The following is a 19,604-nucleotide window of genomic DNA, read 5'->3' as shown; positions in this document are numbered from 1 at the left end:
TATAACGCTGCATTTGGGTGCAGATCGGCGGAGAATCAAAGCCAAACACTGTCATTGCCGCGTAACCGCTAATGAAGCCCCCATCCTAGCCAAGCGTCGTCCTAATGCACGACATAAAATAATCTCGTTCTCACTCAGCGGTAATTGGTTATCCGCACCGGCCACATGGCTAGCGCCATAAGGGGTACCTCCCTCTTGGGTGTTCATGAGAGCCGGTTCGGTATAGGGAATACCTAATAACACCATGCCATGATGAAGCAGGGGAATCATCATGGATAATAAAGTGGATTCTTGTCCGCCATGGAGGCTGGAAGTTGAGGTAAATACGGCAGCTGGCTTACCCGCCAAAGCCCCTGAAAGCCATAACGTACTTGTGCTATCAAGAAAATATTTAAGGGGAGCCGCCATATTCCCAAATCGGGTTGGACTTCCCAAAGCTAAACCTGCACATTCTCGCAAGTCATCGTGACTTGCGTAAGGATGACCACCTGCAGGTATCGAATCTTCTACCGCTTCACAGACGGTGGACACCGCCGGCACGGTTCGCAGCCGCGCTTGCATGCCCTCCACTTCTTCCACCCCCCGGGCTATCCGTTCAGCCATGGCCGCTACACTGCCATGGCGGCTGTAATAAAGAATAAGAATTTCTGGCATTGACCTGTATCTCAGCTTAAAGAATTTCGAGTACCTTTTCTGGTGGCCGCCCAATAGCGGCCTTACCGTTGGCTAACACAATAGGCCGCTCAATAAGAATAGGGTGGGCCACCATGGCCGCAATCAACTGTTCCTGAGAAAGACTCGGATTATCAAGCCCATTATCTTGATATTCGGCCTCTTTCTGACGCATTAAGTCTCTCGGATTTTTATCTAATAGCTGGAGAATTTCCGATAATTGTGCCGATGTTGGAGGCGATGTGAGGTATTCTATAATGATTGGTTCTATGCCTTGCTCGCGAAGCAATTGCAACGTCTGTCGAGATTTACTGCACCGGGGATTATGATAAATAGAGACTTGAGACATTAATTTTTCTCTCCCATTGAGTTCTGGCAAGCTAAACTTGGTCAGGACACTGAATTAAACCCTAAATATTTTATTTAGCCCTGGATAAGCTAACATTATCAATAGCATATAGATTAATACCGCGTAGATTAAGTACCTACAGCCAAGGGCTTAACGGTCCCCCAGCGTTTACAACCTGGGCATTGCCAATAGCAATACTTGCCGCCAAATCCGCAAAAACCGCAAACGTAATTTAATTTAGCTTTTAACAGGCGGCTAGCCACTTCTTCTATTAAAGACCAAGGCTCTGAAGCAGCCTCAATATCCTCTGGCACTCCCAAAGCAAGCAACTGCTGAAGTGCCTCAACGGAAGGATACACTCTAAGTTGCTCGATTAGGAAATAGCGAGCCTCTTTCTGTTCTCCCCGCTGCTGTAAGTATGCCGCTCTGGCTAAAACTAATGAAGTACATCCTGGATGGCGCTTTGATGCTTCAGTTAGCCAGAAAAAGAATTTATCTTGGCCCTCCAGGTACTGGTAGCATTCCGAGAGCGGCTTTAATATCTCCGGCAAATAGTCTGGATCTTGCCTCTCAACCTGCCGCAAACAGCGAATAGCCCTCTTATAATCCCCTTTCTCCATTGCTAAACTGGACTGGAGCAGAGTTGCTCGAACACAGCGCCAATCCGAGGCCAGCGCCTGCTTGATAAACCGGGTCGTTTCCACAGCTTTTTTCTGGGCCCAATGCTGTTCCGCAAGTTCACAATAAAAATGAGCGATCATGGATTCCGTCGCTTCGCCACTCTCCTCGTGCAGCTTTTGAGCCATAGCAATAGCTTGATGCCAATTCTTTTCCTGCTGATAGAGATCAAGTAACTGGCGCAGGGTAATACCTATGTGGCTTCTTCGCTTAAGGACCTCAAGAAAAGAGCTTTCAGCCCGATCCAACATTCCCGCGCGCATATAATCCAAACCCAATTCCAAAAGGGCTTGTCCTCTTTGCGAGCTGCTTAAATAAGGCCTCTCAATAAGATTTTGATGAACCCGAATCGCCCGGTCTACCTCCCCGCGCCGGCGAAATAGATTACCTAATGCTAGATAGGGTTCTACCGTGTCGCTATCCACTTTCAAAGCATTAAGCAGGGTATCAATAGCCTTATCTGGCTGCTCATTTAACAAATGATTTAGGCCGGCAAAGTAGGCGGAATTTAGTTGGGAGTGACTATCCGCATTTACGGTTTCTGCACTGCGCTTACCTGCTAGCCAGCCTGAAGCCGCTGCCACAGGTAACAGCAACAATAACCATTCGATCACGTTTATTGCCCATGTTTAAGAGAAATCGTCCGCAGGTTGGCATTCTCTTTTTCAACCCACCTAATTGATTTGCGCAACCTTCTGTTTTCACGCTTCAACCTTATGATCGTAATTAAGCTGACAAGTATGCCAAGTATCGTTCCTATCATCAAAATAAGGGCGAGAAGCAAAGATAATGGGACATGTAGCTGGCCGAAATGGTAATCGATTGCGACAGACTCGGCGTGGCGCCCCGCAAAGGTGAGCCCTAGAACAAAAACAACAATAAAAATAAAAAAATAAAAAATTCTTCGCATGCCTCCTCCCCCTAGACACTGTACCCTAGGTACATCATACCTGAACTCTCTAATAAGCTGTCCAATATTTTACTCTCGTCAGGATCGGAAATTGGGATTAAAATGTTAATGATATAGCTAAGCGCAAACAACCCTATAAATTCTTTGCTAACTTAGCAAATCTCGGAACGCAAGCACGAGAAACGTGCGCTAGACAGGAGAGAGTTTTTATGACGTTCGTAGTAACTGAAAACTGTATCAAATGCAAATATACCGACTGTGTTGAAGTATGCCCCGTTGATTGCTTTCATGAAGGCCCTAATTTTCTAGTTATCGATCCAGATGAATGTATCGATTGCACATTATGCGAGCCGGAATGTCCAGCTGAAGCCATTTTTTCTGAGGATGATGTGCCTAAAGAACATCAAAAATATTTGGGAATCAATGCTGAATTAGCAAAAAGCTGGCCGGTCATTACCGAAAGCAAAGAACCCCCGGCAGATGCGGACCAATGGGATCGCATAAAAAACGGCGAAGTTGAAGATAAGCTCCCACACTTAGAGAAATAAGAGGGGTCTCTCTACAGTAAGGGATTCTCCTTATGTAATCCACTAAGCGCCGAGGGTACTATACCTAGGAAGCCATACATGGTTTTCTTAAGTAAGGGAGGAAAGACTTTGTCTATAAGCAAATCCGAAACGGCGCTACGGGAATACGAAGAACCCCAACATCTATCCATCAACCCTGAGAATACGCGGGAAAGCCAGCCTCTGGGTGATCATGAATTTGACGCCACGCACCTCTACCTAAGTGAAATTGGCTGTGCTCCTTTACTGACAGCGGAAGAGGAAGTCTACCATGCGCGCCTTGCTAAAAAAGGAAATCCTGCTGGGCGTAAGCGCATGATTGAAAGCAATCTGCGACTTGTCGTTAAAATTTCAAGGCGCTATATGAATAGAGGTCTGGCGCTCCTCGATTTAATCGAGGAAGGGAATTTAGGCTTGATCCATGCTGTGGAAAAATTTGATCCAGAGATGGGTTTTCGCTTTTCCACTTATGCCACATGGTGGATACGGCAAACTATTGAACGGGCGCTCATGAATCAAACGCGTACCGTGCGCTTACCTGTTCACGTGGTAAAGGAAATCAAGAGCTATCAGCGAGTAGCGAATAAACTAGCGCAAGAATTAGAGCACGATCCCAGCTTTGAAGAACTAGCTCAGCAGTTAAATAAGCCCGTCGAAGAAATTAAACGTGTATGGAGCCTTAAAGACAATACTGCTTCCATGGATACGGGCTACCGAAACAATCAAGAAAAGACCTTGCTTGATGCTCTGCCTGATGAAGACGCACCCGATCCTACCGTTTTGCTACAAAACGATGATATGCAATCCCGTCTTAAATTATGGCTAAGCCAACTCAATGACAAGCAACGAGAAGTCGTCATTCGGCGCTTTGGCCTCCAAGGCTATGAGCCACAAACTTTGGAGCAAGTAGGCCAAGCCATTGGTGTAACCCGAGAACGGGTTCGCCAAATCCAGCTTGAAACCCTCAAACGGCTGCGCCGCATCCTGACTAAAGAAGGCATTTCAGTTGATATTTTATTTAAATAGGCTGCTGGCAAAAGTTAGGGCTGCCTGATTATAAATAGCGCTGCTACTACTCGCCGGCCTTCACCAACAAGAATATTATAAGTTCGGCAAGCAGCTGCGGTATCCATAAATTCAACCCCTATCTGGTGCCTTAACAAAGGCTCTATCAAACGGGGAGAGAGGAAATGTGATTGCTCGCCTGTACCAACTACTACCACCTCTGGTTCCATCTCCAGAAATGCCTGAAAATGAGCCTTCTCTAACTCAGAAAAGGAAGCAGGAGACCACTCCTGCAATCGCCCCGGCGAAACTACCACATTTCGGCATATTTTTTGCCTACCTCTATTTTCCTTTAACCCCTCCCCTTGCAAGCGTTCAGGCTCTTTTTCAGAAGAAACAGGTATCCTAAACTCCACATACCCAGAGCCATAGGCGCTTACTGTATAAACATCTGTACGCTCATCCAAGCTAAATTTCATTCGCTAGAACGCCCCACTAAATGATTAGCAATTAAAGCGGGGTTAGAAAGCAGCCGAGGAACCCTAAATAGATTCGCCACGATCAACTCGTTCTCTCAGCTCTTTACCAGGCTTGAAGTGTGGAACATATTTAGAGGACAATGGCACGGCATCACCCGTCTTTGGGTTGCGTCCGCTCCGCGGTGGGCGATAATGCAATGAAAAACTCCCAAACCCTCGTATCTCGATACGCTCACCTTGTGCTAAAGCCTGGCTCATCACCTCTAGCAGCATTTTGACTGCTAGCTCTACATCGCGATAAGACAGCAGCGCCTGACGCTGGGCAAGCCTTTCTATCAATTCCGATTTGGTCATAACAAACAACGCACTCCCAAAGCCGCACACCACAACAAGCTCGGGGGCCACGCCCCCATTGAGCCTCAGTAGAAAAAACTATTGTTTTTAGCCTTCTTCCTCTTGCCTTTCCATTTGCTCCTTGAGGATATCGCCCAGTGTAGTCGAAGCAGCTTCCGCACCCGTTCCGGAGTACTCCTTAATAGCTTCCGCCTCTTCTTCTACATCTTTAGCACGAACGGAGAGGGTAATTACACGATTCTTACGATCGATGCCAGTGAACTTGGCCTCTATTGAGTCCCCCACATTAAGGGAAGTACGGGCATCATCTATACGCTCTCTAGCAATTTCTGAGGCGCGCAGATGTCCTTCCACACCCTCAGCCAACTCAATGACCGCGCCTCTAGTATCAACCACCTTGACGATTCCCTTAACTATGCTGCCTTTAGGGCAGGTCGCAATATAGCTGGAGAAAGGATCGTCCTCAAGTTGCTTGACTCCTAGAGAAATGCGCTCTCGCTCTGGATCAATGGCCAGAACAACCGCCTCAACCTGATCGCCTTTCTTATAATCACGGATTATCTCTTCGCCCGAAGCCGACCAGGAAATATCCGATAAATGAACCAGGCCATCAATGCCCCCCTCTAAGCCGACAAAAATGCCAAAGTCGGTAATGGATTTAATCTCGCCAGCTACGCGATCATCCTTATTATATCTATGGGCAAACTCTTCCCATGGATTAGGTAGGCATTGCTTCATTCCTAGGGAAATACGACGGCGCTCCTCATCAATATCAAGCACCATCACCTCAACTTCCTCACCAACTTGAACCATCTTCGAGGGGTGGATATTTTTATTGGTCCAGTCCATCTCTGACATATGAACCAAACCCTCTACCCCTTCTTCAATCTCCACAAAACAACCATAGTCGGTAACATTCGTTACCTTACCAAAGAGGCGAGTACCGTCAAGATAACGCCGCGCCAAATCTTTCCAGGGATCTTCTCCCATTTGCTTCAGCCCGAGAGAGACGCGCTGGCGCTCTCTATCGAATTTGAGCACCTGAACGGTAATGTCATCGCCAATATTCACTACTTCGGAAGGATGCTTGATTCGTTTCCACGACATATCCGTGATGTGGAGCAATCCATCTAACCCTCCCAAGTCCACGAAGGCGCCATAATCAGTAAGATTTTTGACGACGCCCTTCACCGTCTTTCCTTCCTCTAAACTAGATAAGAGCGCCTCTCGCTCTGCACTGTACTCGGCTTCCATAACTGCACGGCGTGAAACCACTATATTGTTGCGCCGACGATCCAGCTTGATGAGTTTAAATTCAAGTTCTTTACTCTCAAGATAGGCAGTGTCTCGCACGGGGCGGGCATCTACCAATGAGCCCGGTAGAAACGCACGAACCCCATTTAAATCCACTGTAAAACCGCCTTTGACCTTGCCAGTCAACACGCCGGTAATGGTTTCGCCTGCCTCAAAGGCTCCTTCAAGATCATTCCAAACCCGAGCTTCCTTGGCCTTCTGGCGGGAAAGACGAGTCTCGCCAAAACCATCCTCAATGGCTTCCAGAGCGACTTCGACTAAATCACCCTCAGAGATATTCAAATTTCCCTTTTCATCACGGAACTGTTCCGCAGAGATCACTCCCTCGGACTTAAATCCGGCGTTGACAATCACAACGTCGGAACGAATTTCCATGACGGTGCCCGTTACAATAGAACCTGGCGCCATCGGCATATCCGCCTGGCTTTCCTCAAACAACTCTGCAAAGCTTTCGCCCATTGATTCACCAAAACCCTTGGTTAGCGGATACCCATGCCAACCAGCTAAATACTCCACAACTTACGGAGCCACTGTTTAATCTTGGCCCGTGGCATTTAATGCCACGAACTACCCTAAAATTACGTATTTTTTCCTGACAACCATGGTAACACTTGCTGAAATACTTCCTTAATAGCAAGGTTTGTAGAATCTAGTATTATAGCATCATCAGCCGATTTGAGCGGAGCAATATTACGTTCGCAATCGCGCCTATCCCGTTCAGCGATTTCTTTCTCTAAATTTTTTAGATTAGCACCTATGCCTTTTTCCTTCAACTGCTTATAACGCCTTCGCGCCCGCTCATATGGACTGGCAGTAAGAAAAATTTTTAAGTCCGCCTCTGGAAACACCACTGTTCCCATATCTCGCCCATCAGTAACTAATCCTGGTGCTTTGCGAAAAGCCCGCTGTCGCATCAACAAGGCCCCCCGTACCTCAGCCAAAGCAGCAATCTTTGAAGCAGCATTACCACATTCTTCTCTACGGATAGAATCACTCACTTCTGAGCCCTCTAGAAACACTCGTGCTGGCATGCCCTCTAGACCCGATATAAATCGGACATCTAGATTCTGGGCCAAAGTTTCTAACTGCTTAGGAGCATTTGGCGCAATGCCATGTTTATCCGCTGCCAGAGCCAATACCCGATACATCGCACCACTGTCTAAGTAGTGCCATTCCAAGTGCTGTGCCAACTGCTGTGCTAAGGTGCCTTTCCCTGAACCACTAGGCCCATCCACCGTAATCACGGGGATTTCTTTACTCATCCCCATTACCCCCTTATCATTAAACGAAACGCCATGGAAGAAAGGGGTGGCGATCGCCATTACAACAGCCGTCTTTAGCCGTGCCGACAGCTTGCATTACGCGCAGCGTAAGCTGGTCCTGCTGACAACCAACCCTCTAAAGCTGTGACTGAATCAACGCAGCCAATAGGGCCACATTGTTGCAGGCGGGTTTTTTCATGTACGCCATAGCTTACCGCTAAAGCATCGGTTCCCGCGTATTTGGCCATCAGCAGGTCATATTCGGTGTCGCCAACCATCAGGGTCTCTTCAGGCCTAGCCTGGGTTTGCGCCATAATCTCCAATAGCATGCGGGGGTTAGGCTTCGAGGCCGTCTCATCGGCGCAGCGGCTGGTGCAAAAATAGTGGGCAACACCTACCTCCGGTAATACCCGATCCAAGCCGCTACGCCCCTTACCCGTAGCAATAGCCATTAAATAACCCTGCTCGTGCAATTTTCCTAATAATTCCTCAACTCCCTCAAAGAGCTGGCTAGGGGTTAAATCGGCACTCAAATAATAATGACGATAGCGCTCAACCAAAGCATTTTTCATCACTTTATCCCCCTCTGGATAAAGCATAGCCAAAGCTTCTGGCAAGCCCAGGCCAATCACATTACGCAGCTGCGCGTCTTCCCGAAAAGGGAAGCTAAGATCATGAATCGCAGAACGCATACTCGCCACAATACGCGCTTCCGAATCCATTAAAGTTCCGTCCCAATCGAAAACTATGAGTTTATAAGGTGACATGAAAATTGAATACCTAATCTATTTATCTATTTTCCATGGCGAATTGCTAAACCAGCACCACAAGCTAACTCCAAAAAACCCGGAAAAGAAGTGGCCACATTGGCGCAATCACGAATAATAATAGGGCCCTTGGCAACTAGGGAAGCCATGGCAAAGGCCATGGCGCATCGGTGATCGCCGTGACTATGGACCTCTCCCCCTTGCAATTCTCCCCCTTGGATAATAATTCCATCCGCCGTGGGCTGAGCAGAAATTCCCAAAGCTTGCAAACCATCAGCCATCACCTGGATACGGTCACTTTCTTTAACCCTCAGCTCTCCAGCTCCAGCCAATACCGTCTCGCCTTCGGCACAAGCCGCGGCTATAAATAGGGCCGGGAATTCATCTATCGCCAACGGAACCAGGTCTTCAGGAATATTAATCCCATGCAACCGGCTAGCTCGGACCCGTATCGCTGCTACCGGTTCGCCGCCAACTACACCTGTTTCTCTTATTTCAATTTCTGCTCCCATACGCCGGAGAATATCAATAATTCCTGTCCGGGTCGGATTGATACCGACATGCTCCAATAAAATATCCGAACCCTTACCAATCGCGGCTCCCACCATAAAAAAGGCCGCCGAAGAAATATCTGCAGGGATCTCAACCACAGTACCATGCAACGTTCCCCCCCCTTGGATACAAACTTTTGCACCCTCTCGCTCTACGGGGTAGCCAAAACCGGCCAGCATACGCTCAGAGTGATCCCTTGTCGGAGCAGGCTCAACCACACAGGTTCGTCCCGATGCATAAAGTCCCGCCAATAACAGGCTGGATTTGACTTGGGCGCTGGCCATCGGCATCGCATATTCAATACCATACAGTGACTGTCCGCCATGAATGTGTAGGGGGGGAGTACCTTGAGCCGTCGTCTCGATAAAAGCGCCCATTCGGGCTAAGGGGTCACAGACTCGCCGCATGGGACGGCGAGAGAGAGACTCATCGCCCCTAAGTATGACATCAAAGGATTGGCCGGCGAAAAGACCGGCGAGTAATCGCACTGATGTTCCTGAGTTACCTAAATAAAGGGGTTTTTCCGGCGCCCGTAAACCCTGTAGACTTACACCATGTATTTTTACCCGTCCTCCCTCAGGTCCCTCAATGCTTACCCCGAGATCCCGAAAGGCCTGCAACGTTGCCAGAGTATCTTCTCCCTCCAAAAACCCAGTGATCTGGGTAATACCCTCGGCCAACGCGCCCAAGATAATAGCCCGATGGGAGATAGACTTATCCCCGGGAACCCGTAACCGACCCCTCAGCGCCCCCCCCGGCGCCACCACAAAAGCCATCGTATCTTGCGATACTTCTTCGATAGGCTGCATGCTATTCTCCCTACCCCCTACACTATTTCCAGTTAACGCTTATAATGTGTATCCCGAACGGCCTTGGCCCGAGCGAAAATTTCCGCAAGTTTTGCTCCATCACCGCGATGAATAGCCTCGCCTATACCGTGAAGTTCGGTCCTGAATCGCTCCAGAAGCGCCAGCAAGGGTTCCTTATTAGCAAGACAGATGTCCCGCCACACGCTAGGATCGCTCGAGGCGATACGAGAGAAATCCCGGAATCCTCCTGCAGCGAACTGCAACGCCTCTTGCGTTTCCCCTAACTTAGCCAGCATATCTATTAAAGTATACGCCAATATATGGGGAAGATGGCTGGTTCCCGCCAACATTCGATCATGATGAGAAATACTGGTTTCTATTACCTCAGCTCCCACCTGATGCCACATCATTCTTACCATCCGCACGGCCACGGCGCGACTTTCAGGCAAAGGTGTAAGAAGTACCTTATGGAGGCAAAATAAATCAGCAAAAGCGGCTTCCGGGCCATTTCTTTCTGTCCCAGCGATAGGGTGGCCCGGTACAAAATCTACAATGTACTCCCCCAACTTAGCCCGTGCAGAGGCAACCACACTTCCCTTGACGCTCCCCACATCGGTCACCACCATCCCTGGTTTCAAACTAGGCGCCATTGCCTGCAATAGTTCTTCCATAGCTCCAAGCGGCACGGCCAAAACCACCACGTCAGCTCCCCGAAGCGCTTCCGCAAGATCAAGCTCAGCACGGTCGATGATTCCCAAAGAAAGGGCCTTGTCCCTAGCAATGGGGTCTCTTTCATAACCGACAACTTCGCCTACTCCTTTAGCCTGCTTTAGAGCCAGCGCCAAAGAGCCCCCAATCAACCCTACTCCAAGGATGCAGAGACGCCGGATCACCTAAATTCCTCGAGAACAGTTTCAAGGACCTGAATAAAACGCGCATTTTCTTCCTCCCTTCCCACGGTAACCCGCACGTGCCTTGGTAGCCCATATCCCGTCATTGGTCTTACAATCACACCATGCCGCAACAAATTCTCATAAACCTTGTCACCCGATTGCTTCACATCGACAGTCACAAAGTTGGCTACCGAAGGAATATAATCCAAGCCCAAGGCAGTAAAAGCCATCGTTAACTGCGCCATTCCCGCCTGATTTACCTTTCGACTACGCTGTAAATGGTCGTGATCCTGCAAAGCAGCCGTGGCTGCAGCCAAAGCTAAGCTATTGACGTTAAAGGGAGGGCGAACTCTATTCATCAAATCCGCTAAATCTGGATGGGACACCCCATAACCTATGCGTAAACCGGCCAAGCCATAAATTTTAGAGAAGGTGCGAGTGATCATCAGATTAGGATAACGACTCATCCAGGCCAGAGAATAAGGGTATTGAGCCTCGTTCACATACTCGTAATAAGCCTCATCCAATACCACCAAAACGTGCTCTGGCAGAGCGGCCAAAAAAGCTTCTAGCTCATCAGAGTGCAACCAAGTACCCGTAGGATTATTGGGATTAGCGATATAAACCAGCCGGGTCTGGCTATTCACCGCTTTAACCATGGCCTCCAGATCGTGGCCAAAACCCTTCGCCGGCACGGCGTGGCCCTTAGCTCCCAAAATCTGGATCAGTAAAGGATAGAGAGCGAAACAATACTGAGAATAAATCACTTCATGTTCAGGCGAAATTAGCACCCGAGCCGCAAACTCCAGCAAATCGCTGGAGCCATTACCCAGCGTAATCTGATTCGCGGGAATGCCTAAGCATTGAGAAAGAGCAGTTTTAAGCGCAAAGCCATTCCCATCAGGATAACGGCCGCTTTCTCCAAGCACCCCGTAAATCGCATCTATTGCCATGGGACTGGGGCCTAGAGGATTTTCGTTAGAGGCCAGCTTAACCGCACCCCGCACCCCATACTCCCGCTCCAATTCCTCAATAGGTTTTCCAGGCTGGTAGGGGGTTAGTCCTTGCACCCCTGCCGCCGCAAGCTGATAAAATAAGCTTTCAGCCATTTATCATGGTACCTTTTTATATTACCGCCCGTGGATAAGAGCCTAATAATTTGAGAAAGGAGGCCCGCTCTTTGAGAGTAGCCAGCGCGGTAGTTAGATTAGAATCGTCTATATGTCCTTCAACATCAATAAAAAACACATATTCCCAAAGTTGGCGCCGTGAGGGACGGGACTCCAACCGGGTCATGCTAATGCCATACTCTGCCAAGGGAGACAGCAGATCATACAGCAAGCCGGAGCGATTCGGACCTGAGACTAGCAACGACGTTTTGTCATTCCCGCTAGCAACCACGGCTTGGGAGCCAATTACAAGGAAACGGGTGGTATTGCCAGGCTCATCCTCAATATTGGTCGCTAAAGCGTGAAGCCCATAAATTTCACGGGCCCGGTCACTCGCAATAGCGGCACAATCGGATTCATCCCCAGCCCGCCGCGCCGCTTCCCCATTGCTGCTTACTGGAATGCGCTCACATCCTGCCAGGTGAGCATCTAACCACTCTCGGCATTGTGCCAATGTTTGCTGATGGGCATATAACCGGTTTACTTCGGCAATGGTTTGGTTTCTGCTAAGCAAATGATGGTGGATGCGCAACTCCACTTCACCACAAATCTGTAAGGGCGAGACTAAAAACCGATCTAAGGTGTGGGTCACGGCTCCTTCGGTGGAGTTTTCTACCGGGACGACCCCATAGTAGGCTGTACCTGCCTCCACTTCACGGAAAACCTCATCAATGGCCATAAGCGGTTGGGTTTTCACTGAATGGCCAAAATGCTTAAGCGCTGCAGCCTCGGTAAAGGTTCCCTCTGGACCTAAATAAGCAATCACCAGGGGCGTTTCAAGGGCCAGACAGGCCGACATAATCTCCCGAAATAAGCGGGCCATTTCTTGCCCACTGAGTGGTCCCTGGTTGCGTGCGATAACCCGTCGCAAAATTTCAGCTTCCCGCTCCGGGCGAAAACAATTTTCCCCCAAGCCAGCTGCTTGTTTTATCTGCGCCGTTTGGCGGGCAAGCTCGGCGCGTTCATTGATGAGACATTGAAGCTGTTCATCCAAAGCGTCTATACGCGCCCGAATTTCCTGTAATTGGTGGCTATCGTCCATTACAAAATAAAATGAGCCCTGCTCAAAATACCCTCGTAATCACAAGGCCCGTACCGATAACATTCCCTGAACAGCGCTGATTCCATCCACTAGATACTTAGGAATAGGACGATCCACATCCACGAGCGTGTAAGCTAAATCATTCTGGGACTTATTCAGCATATCGATAATATTCAAGCCCGCTTCAGCCAAGTGAGTAGAAATTTGAGCGACCATGGTAGGGACATTGGCATTGGCAATCGCAAGCCGCCAGCTGTCAGTACGAGGCAGCACGGCATCTGGAAAATTCACCGAGTTTTGCACATTACCATTTTCCAGAAACTCGCGAATCTGCTCCACCACCATCACTGCGCAATTTTCTTCCGCCTCATAAGTAGATGCGCCAAGGTGGGGCAAGGCAATCACTTGGGGATGCCCTTTTAAGCGATTGCTAGGAAAGTCGCAAATATAAGCCGCGATCTTACCTTCTTCTATAGCATCCACCACAGCGTCCTCGTCAACAATTTCCGCCCGCGCAAAATTGAGAAGTCTTGCCTCTGGCTTTATATTTCTTAACCGTTCCCGGTTAATCAAACCTCGGGTAGCCTCCAGCAATGGAACATGCAGGGATAAAAAATCAGCCTGGGACAATAAATGGTCCAGGTTAGTCGCCTGCTCAACCTGTGCAGAGAGGGCCCAGGCACGCTGTACCGTGATCTGAGGATCATACCCTACCACCCGCATACCAAGCGCTAAGGCGGCATTAGCCACCTGAACGCCAATAGATCCGAGGCCAACAACCCCCAAGGTCCGCCCAGGCAGCTCAACGCCTACAAAACGCTTCTTCTGAGCCTCAACTTCCCGGTGAATCTCCTTATCGGTGCCAGTCAAAGTGCGGGCAGCCTCCCAAGCTTGACAAATATTACGGGCAGATACCAACAGACCTGCTAGCACAGCTTCCTTGACTGCATTGGCATTGGCACCGGGAGCGTTAAACACGGCCACCCCCCCTTCGCTCAAGCGTGCTACCGGAATATTGTTGACTCCAGCGCCAGCGCGCCCCACCGCCTTGAGTGTGGGTGGAATAGCCATCTCATGCATATTATGTGATCGCACGAGAATTGCATCTGGATGCTGAATCTCGGAGGCTACCTCATACTTATCCCGAGGCAAGCGATCCAACCCTACGATAGAAATATTGTTTAATGTGAGTATCTTATACATGCAGCTATCCGTCACCCCCTGGTTTAATCAATAAGACAATAATGCGGCTCTTCCCCATCCTTCTTAAGCAAAAATGGATAGTGAGCTTAGCTTATAAACATTAATTTCATGCCCGGGTACGTTCAAACTCTTTCATAAACTCCACCAGAGTCTCAACCCCTTCCTGGGACATAGCATTGTAAATGCTTGCCCGCATTCCTCCCACTGAACGGTGCCCCTTCAGATTAGTCAACCCCGCTTTTTTTGCCTGCTCCAGAAAAATTTCATCAAGCTGCTGCTCGGACAAAATAAAAGGCACGTTCATGCGAGAGCGGAAAGCCCGCTCTACCGGATTGTAGTAAAAGTCGTTACTGTCAATAAAGCTGTAAAGGGTGTTCGCTTTAGCTTGGTTTATCTTTGCTATTGCGGTAAGTCCCCCCTTCCGCTTTAGCCAGCTAAAGACCAGTCCGGCCACATACCAAGCGTACGTGGGCGGCGTGTTATACATGGAGTTATGATCAGCATGGATTTGGTAATCAAACATGGCGGGAGTCCCGGCCTGGGGCCGTCCTATCAAATCATTCCGCACTATGACCACGGTCAGACCCGCGCAGCCGATATTCTTTTGCGCCCCCGCATAAATGACTCCAAAGCGACTGACATCCAACGGACGTGATAAAAGAGTAGAGGACATATCGGCCACCAGAGGCACTTCTCCTGAGTCAGGAATCCAATGAAATTCTACTCCGGCAATGGTTTCATTAGGTGTGTAGTGAACATAAGCAGCTTCTGGATCTAGCTTCCAATCCTGATGAGGAGGAACATGCTGAAAGCCCGTATCCTCGGAGCTGGCTGCTAAATTAATCTCGCAAAACCGGCGCCCTTCGGCAATGGCCTTTTTAGACCAATGCCCGGTACAAATATAATCTGCCTGTTTCTTGCCCTGTAGTAAATTCATGGGTACCATCGCGAACTGGCTGGTAGCCCCCCCTTGAAGGAACAAAACTTTGTAATTCTCTGGGATAGCCAATAGCTCCCGGAAATCGGCTTCGGCCTGCTCGGCAATGGCCATAAACTGCTTGCCTCGATGAGTCATTTCCATCACTGACATTCCGGTGCCACGCCAATCAAGCATTTCGTCGCGGGCCTGGATAATGACGTCTTCTGGCAACACAGCCGGTCCAGCGCTGAAATTGTAAACACGAGTCATAGTCTTATATCCTCTTTAATATTCCTAGCACGCTGGTCTCGTTATATTCCAGCCTCTCCATCTTCAACGATGCGCTCAATACCCACCAACCGCTCCCCTTCCTGGAGGTTAATGAGTTTGACGCCTTGCGTATTGCGCCCCATAAGAGAAATATTATCCACTGGAGTACGAATAAGCGTGCCCCCATCACTAATAAGCACGACTTCATCCTCCTTTTCTACTTGCACCGCCCCAACTACTTCACCATTCCGCGGGGTCGTCCGAATAGAGATGATTCCTCTCCCTCCTCGGCCTTGGAGACGGTACTCGGCAATGGCTGTCCGCTTACCATAACCCAATTCGGTCGCCGTTAAAATGGTACCGCTCGCCGCGATAATAAGGGCAATCACTCGATGTTCCGAGGGCAATTCCATACCTTTAACACCACGGGCCGTACGCCCAACAGGCCGCACATCCCGCTCCGAAAAGCGGATCACTTTACCTCCCGAGCTAAACAACATGATTTCCTGCACACCATCGGTAAGGTCTGCTCCTACCAATTGATCTCCCTCCCTCAAATCTAGGGCAATAATGCCACTGGAACGGGGCCGGGAAAAATCAGCCAGGGAAGTTTTCTTGACTACCCCCGAGGCAGTTACCATAAAAATATATTTGTCTTTTTCGAATTCACGGATAGATAATACCGTATTAATCCGCTCTCCTTCCTCCAAAGGCAGGAGATTGACGAAGGGCTTACCCCGAGCTACCCGTGATCCCTGGGGCAACTCATAGACTTTTTTCCAATACACTTTGCCCCGACTCGAAAAGCATAGCAGGGTATCATGGGTATTGGCGATAAAGAGCTTGTCGATAAAGTCCTCTTCTTTCATGGCCGTCGCCGACTTACCCTTGCCCCCTCGCTTCTGAGAACGGTAGGTATCTAAAGTTTGGGATTTAGCATAACCACTATGGGACAGAGTCACCACCACATTTTCTTCTTGAATGAGATCTTCCAAGCGCAGATCCACATGATTATCCTGAATCTCAGTGCGGCGTGGAGTACTATATTGCTCCCGCATCTCCATGAACTCTTCCCGGATGACCGCCATGAGTCGTTCCGGATTAGCTAGAATTTCTAGTAACCCCAAAATAAAAATGATCACCTGCTCATATTCGTCAATAATTTTACTCTGCTCTAGGCCCGTTAGACGATGGAGGCGCATCTCAAGAATGGCTTGGGCTTGGGCAGGAGATAGACGATAACCGTCTTGTTGCAACCCATAAGCAGTTTCTAATTTCTCTGGCTGGGAGGATTCGGCGCCTGCCCGCTGCAACATATCGATCACAACGCCCGGCGGCCAGAAACGCGCTATCAGTCCATCCCGGGCCTCGGCCGGGCTTGAAGACGCCTTGATAAGAGCAATAATCGAATCGATATTAGCCAAGGCAATGGCCAACCCTTCCAGCACATGGGCCCGCTCCCTCGCCTTGCGTAACTCAAACATGGTCCGCCGGGTCACTACTTCCTGGCGGTGCCGCAAAAAGGCTTCCAGGGCTAACTTCAGATTAAGCAACTGGGGCTGGCCATCGACCAAAGCCACCATATTAATGCCAAAGACACTCTGTAATTGGGTATGAAGATAAAGTTGATTCAGCACCACTTCCGGCATTTCGCTCCGGCGCAACTCCACCACCATGCGCATGCCATCCTTGTCTGATTCGTCCCGCAGCCCTACAATGCCCACGATCTTCTTTTCCTTGACCAAATTGCCGATTTTCTCCAGCAAACGGGCCTTATTGACCATATAGGGCAATTCGGTGACGATGATGCTTTGCTTGCCGCTACCCTCATCGGTTTCTACATGGGTCCGGGCTCGCATGAAGATTCGCCCCCGGCCAGTCAAATAAGCTTCCTGGATACCACGGGCACCGTTCACAATCCCCGCCGTGGGAAAATCAGGCCCCGGAATATGGCTCATTAGCCCAGCAATACTCAAAGCGGGATCATCGATAAGCGCAATGCAGGCACTCAATAACTCACCGAGGTTATGGGGCGGAATATTGGTCGCCATACCCACAGCGATTCCCGAAGAACCATTTGCCAATAAATTAGGTATACGGGTAGGAAGAACCGCCGGCTCATGCTCGGACTCGTCGTAATTAGGAACAAAATCGACGGTTTCCTTATTGAGATCGGCTAACAGCTCGTGGGCAATTTTAGCCATACGCACCTCGGTATAACGCATGGCCGCAGGAGAGTCACCGTCAATAGAGCCAAAATTTCCCTGTCCATCGATTAGAGGGCAGCGCATGGAAAAAAGCTGGGCCATCCGCACGATGGCATCATAAACCGCCGCATCCCCGTGGGGATGATATTTCCCGATGACATCGCCTACCACACGGGCTGATTTTTTATAAGGCTTATTCCAATCATTACCCAATTCCCGCATAGCATATAATACCCGTCGATGCACGGGTTTTAAGCCATCACGAGCATCAGGCAATGCTCTACCCACAATAACGCTCATGGCGTAATCGAGGTAGGAGTGCTTCATTTCATCTTCGATATTAACCGGGAAAACTTCCTGGGCTATCTCATCCATTATGGGTTTTCGGTCTCCGTGGAATTCAATCGCGCTTTGGTAGGTAATAAGGTGGAAAAACGCTAATTCTTAAAAAGCGGTTTTAAATATATAGTAGGTTTGTGCCAAGATAAAACGAAGCGTGTAACAACCACTAAAAAAGTAGGATTGTTATACGATTATCCATCGCAAAACGCCCTCAATTTCCTGTCAGCGCTAACGGTCAGTTTTAAAACTGTTTCGGAGAGAATCTTACCATATTGCGCCATGGCGGTGCCGAAAACACTAACGCCAGCGCAACATTCTTCACTATCCCCGTGAGGAATGATCGAATAACCGTCGCAAGTCGTTTTCGAAGTTCTCTAATATACTTTCTAAGCCATTATTCCATCCTTGGATAAGTGCTTGGGGGGTTGCCGCCAAAATTTCCGCTTCGACTCGGAAGCCTGATTTCAGCAGAGTCTTAGGAGGATCAAGCCGGGGATCAATTAAAAAGAATTGAATTTCCATCACTGCCCGTGGGGCCATGGGATCGCTAAAATCACCGTACAGCGCAGTCACTGCACCTTCCAAAAGATGGGTTACTTGTAATCGACTCTCCCCTTCCACCACTGCGCCGAATAACCCCGAACGTCTGAAATAGGTGCTTGCCTGCTCGGTCACCAAAACTTGTGGAGGGATGAGGAAAGCCTGTTCCTCCTCCACCCGATGCCAAGAGCCTGCCTCCTGGTAGAGCCAAAGCCGGCTGCGATAACGAGGACTAATCCGAAAGGGAACCACCTCTAGTATTCGTTCCCTGGCCTGGGGCGAGGGCTGCTCTAGCACCCGCACTACTTCCAGGGTATAACCTCCTGGCGAATCCCCCCCGCCGCCAAACAATGTACATCCGCCAAGCATTAAAGCCAATAACCCTACCCTATAACTAAAGATAAAGGGTGCGCGGCTACCCATCATACTTATAGCTGCCTTATAGCTGCTCCAGATAACGAGGTAATTCACGCTCAAAATCCGGAAAATAATGGGAAATGACAGTAATATCGAACTGCCCGAGAATAGCCTCTTTCGGTTCCCGTTCTAGTAAAAACATAAAGGCGGCCTGAACGCAGTCCACGGCGCTGACCTTACCGCCAGTTAGTTTTTGATAGGTTCCTTGCGAGAGGGTAACCCGATGGCTCGTCTCGCCCGAACTTTCTGTGATGGTCACCATAAAAGCCAGGGGGTCCGTTTCATTTGTCTGTTTAACCCTAATCATATAAAGTGCCTCCCTCAAATTCTAGTGTACTTAGGTAAAGCATCGATGGAGCGGCTCAAAACTAAAATCCGCGATATACCCGATTTTCCCAAGCCGGGCGTCCTCTTCAAGGATATCACCCCCTTAGTCGGAGACCCCGCCACCTTACGGCTAGCGGTGCACCAACTCCTCCATCCCTTCCTGGAGCAGGATATCACGGCGGTTGGTGGGATAGAGGCGCGGGGTTTTATCTTTGGCGCGCTGGTCGCCTGGGAGTTGGGGGTAGGTTTTATCCCCTTGCGCAAATCCGGCAAGCTTCCCTATGAAGTCCGAAGCATCTCCTATCAGCTGGAATATGGCTCTGCCAGCCTGGAGGCTCATACCGATTCTCTCGGTCCTGGAGATAACGTCCTGCTAGTGGATGATCTGCTCGCCACCGGCGGCACCGCCAAAGCAAGCTGCGAACTGGTAGAAAGCCTGGGGGCCACGGTAGCGGCTTGCGCCTTCGTCATCGAACTGGACTTTCTGCACGGGCGGGAGAGACTTTCCGATTATACTGTCCACTCCCTAGTCCACTACTAGTAACTATAATGGCCGAG

General features: G+C 49.4%; 21 protein-coding genes. 3 read left to right on the top strand and 18 right to left on the bottom strand.

All coding sequences use genetic code 11. From position 1 onward, the window contains the following. Positions 1-51: 51 nt before the first annotated feature. The 4 genes from wrbA to NOC_RS01145 all read right to left on the bottom strand — a co-directional run bounded on the left by wrbA (position 52) and on the right by NOC_RS01145 (position 2,609). Positions 52-654, bottom strand: coding sequence for an NAD(P)H:quinone oxidoreductase (wrbA, locus tag NOC_RS01160; protein WP_002811957.1), 603 nt, complete (start codon positions 652-654; stop codon positions 52-54). A 16-nt stretch (positions 655-670) separates the two neighbouring features. Further along, positions 671-1,021 (bottom strand): arsenate reductase (glutaredoxin), encoded by a 351-nt coding sequence (arsC, locus tag NOC_RS01155; protein WP_011330255.1) that lies wholly within the window; start codon positions 1,019-1,021, stop codon positions 671-673. 128 nt (positions 1,022-1,149) lie between these two features. After that, a complete protein-coding gene (lapB, locus tag NOC_RS01150) occupies positions 1,150-2,313 on the bottom strand; it encodes a lipopolysaccharide assembly protein LapB (RefSeq protein WP_002814025.1) in 1,164 nt (387 codons plus the stop codon). Between the two features lie 2 nt (positions 2,314-2,315). Then, on the bottom strand, positions 2,316-2,609 hold the full coding sequence (locus NOC_RS01145) for a LapA family protein (RefSeq protein ID WP_036497847.1): 294 nt from the start codon (positions 2,607-2,609) through the stop codon (positions 2,316-2,318). 209 nt (positions 2,610-2,818) lie between these two features. Here NOC_RS01145 and fdxA point away from each other — a divergent pair, with 209 nt between their 5' ends. Beyond that, positions 2,819-3,157, top strand: coding sequence for a ferredoxin FdxA (fdxA, locus tag NOC_RS01140; protein ID WP_011330254.1), 339 nt, complete (start codon positions 2,819-2,821; stop codon positions 3,155-3,157). A gap of 78 nt (positions 3,158-3,235) precedes the next feature. After that, on the top strand, positions 3,236-4,201 hold the full coding sequence (gene rpoS, locus NOC_RS01135; RefSeq protein ID WP_002814195.1) for an RNA polymerase sigma factor RpoS: 966 nt from the start codon (positions 3,236-3,238) through the stop codon (positions 4,199-4,201). Positions 4,202-4,215: 14 nt separating this feature from the next. On the opposite strand, the gene NOC_RS01130 is transcribed toward rpoS, so the two are convergent. From NOC_RS01130 to NOC_RS01065, 14 genes are all read right to left on the bottom strand, one after another. Beyond that, positions 4,216-4,659 (bottom strand): Mth938-like domain-containing protein, encoded by a 444-nt coding sequence (locus tag NOC_RS01130; RefSeq protein ID WP_002812404.1) that lies wholly within the window; start codon positions 4,657-4,659, stop codon positions 4,216-4,218. Positions 4,660-4,722: 63 nt separating this feature from the next. Then, entirely contained in the window at positions 4,723-5,013 is a 291-nt protein-coding gene (locus NOC_RS01125; protein WP_002812952.1) for an integration host factor subunit beta, read from the bottom strand. An 87-nt stretch (positions 5,014-5,100) separates the two neighbouring features. Further along, on the bottom strand, positions 5,101-6,786 hold the full coding sequence (gene rpsA / locus NOC_RS01120) for a 30S ribosomal protein S1 (protein ID WP_011330252.1): 1,686 nt from the start codon (positions 6,784-6,786) through the stop codon (positions 5,101-5,103). A gap of 119 nt (positions 6,787-6,905) precedes the next feature. Next, positions 6,906-7,589 carry a (d)CMP kinase gene (cmk, locus tag NOC_RS01115; RefSeq protein WP_011330251.1) on the bottom strand — a complete coding sequence of 228 codons (684 nt, stop codon included), beginning with the start codon at positions 7,587-7,589 and terminating at the stop codon, positions 6,906-6,908. A 74-nt stretch (positions 7,590-7,663) separates the two neighbouring features. Beyond that, positions 7,664-8,356, bottom strand: coding sequence for an HAD family hydrolase (locus NOC_RS01110; RefSeq protein ID WP_002812653.1), 693 nt, complete (start codon positions 8,354-8,356; stop codon positions 7,664-7,666). Between the two features lie 26 nt (positions 8,357-8,382). Beyond that, positions 8,383-9,717, bottom strand: coding sequence for a 3-phosphoshikimate 1-carboxyvinyltransferase (gene aroA / locus NOC_RS01105; protein WP_002812851.1), 1,335 nt, complete (start codon positions 9,715-9,717; stop codon positions 8,383-8,385). Between the two features lie 32 nt (positions 9,718-9,749). Continuing rightward, the gene (locus NOC_RS01100; protein ID WP_002812551.1) at positions 9,750-10,610 is read right to left on the bottom strand and encodes a prephenate dehydrogenase; all 861 of its coding nucleotides are present in this window, start codon (positions 10,608-10,610) and stop codon (positions 9,750-9,752) included. Then, a complete protein-coding gene (gene hisC, locus NOC_RS01095) occupies positions 10,607-11,719 on the bottom strand; it encodes a histidinol-phosphate transaminase (RefSeq protein WP_002813205.1) in 1,113 nt (370 codons plus the stop codon). The genes NOC_RS01100 and hisC overlap by 4 nt, the downstream gene beginning before the upstream one ends. Before the next feature lie 16 nt (positions 11,720-11,735). After that, positions 11,736-12,821, bottom strand: coding sequence for a prephenate dehydratase (gene pheA, locus NOC_RS01090; protein WP_002813098.1), 1,086 nt, complete (start codon positions 12,819-12,821; stop codon positions 11,736-11,738). A 39-nt stretch (positions 12,822-12,860) separates the two neighbouring features. Then, a complete protein-coding gene (locus NOC_RS01085; RefSeq protein ID WP_002812206.1) occupies positions 12,861-14,024 on the bottom strand; it encodes a 3-phosphoglycerate dehydrogenase family protein in 1,164 nt (387 codons plus the stop codon). A gap of 106 nt (positions 14,025-14,130) precedes the next feature. Beyond that, complete coding sequence (serC, locus tag NOC_RS01080; protein WP_011330250.1) at positions 14,131-15,213, bottom strand: 3-phosphoserine/phosphohydroxythreonine transaminase; 1,083 nt, start codon at positions 15,211-15,213, stop codon at positions 14,131-14,133. Between the two features lie 41 nt (positions 15,214-15,254). Further along, complete coding sequence (gene gyrA, locus NOC_RS01075; RefSeq protein WP_002812182.1) at positions 15,255-17,795, bottom strand: DNA gyrase subunit A; 2,541 nt, start codon at positions 17,793-17,795, stop codon at positions 15,255-15,257. 288 nt (positions 17,796-18,083) lie between these two features. Next, positions 18,084-18,728, bottom strand: coding sequence for a hypothetical protein (locus NOC_RS01070; protein WP_002812078.1), 645 nt, complete (start codon positions 18,726-18,728; stop codon positions 18,084-18,086). Positions 18,729-18,741: 13 nt separating this feature from the next. Beyond that, the gene (locus tag NOC_RS01065; RefSeq protein WP_002812174.1) at positions 18,742-19,026 is read right to left on the bottom strand and encodes a hypothetical protein; all 285 of its coding nucleotides are present in this window, start codon (positions 19,024-19,026) and stop codon (positions 18,742-18,744) included. A 45-nt stretch (positions 19,027-19,071) separates the two neighbouring features. On the opposite strand from NOC_RS01065, the gene NOC_RS01060 reads away from it, so the two are divergent. Continuing rightward, positions 19,072-19,587, top strand: coding sequence for an adenine phosphoribosyltransferase (locus tag NOC_RS01060; RefSeq protein ID WP_002814237.1), 516 nt, complete (start codon positions 19,072-19,074; stop codon positions 19,585-19,587). The last annotated feature ends 17 nt before the right edge of the window (positions 19,588-19,604 follow it).

The organism is Nitrosococcus oceani ATCC 19707 (assembly GCF_000012805.1).
Classification (GTDB): Bacteria; Pseudomonadota; Gammaproteobacteria; order Nitrosococcales; family Nitrosococcaceae; genus Nitrosococcus; species Nitrosococcus oceani.
Note: the sequence above shows the minus strand (reverse complement) of the source record. Positions and strands in the feature narration are given on the sequence as shown.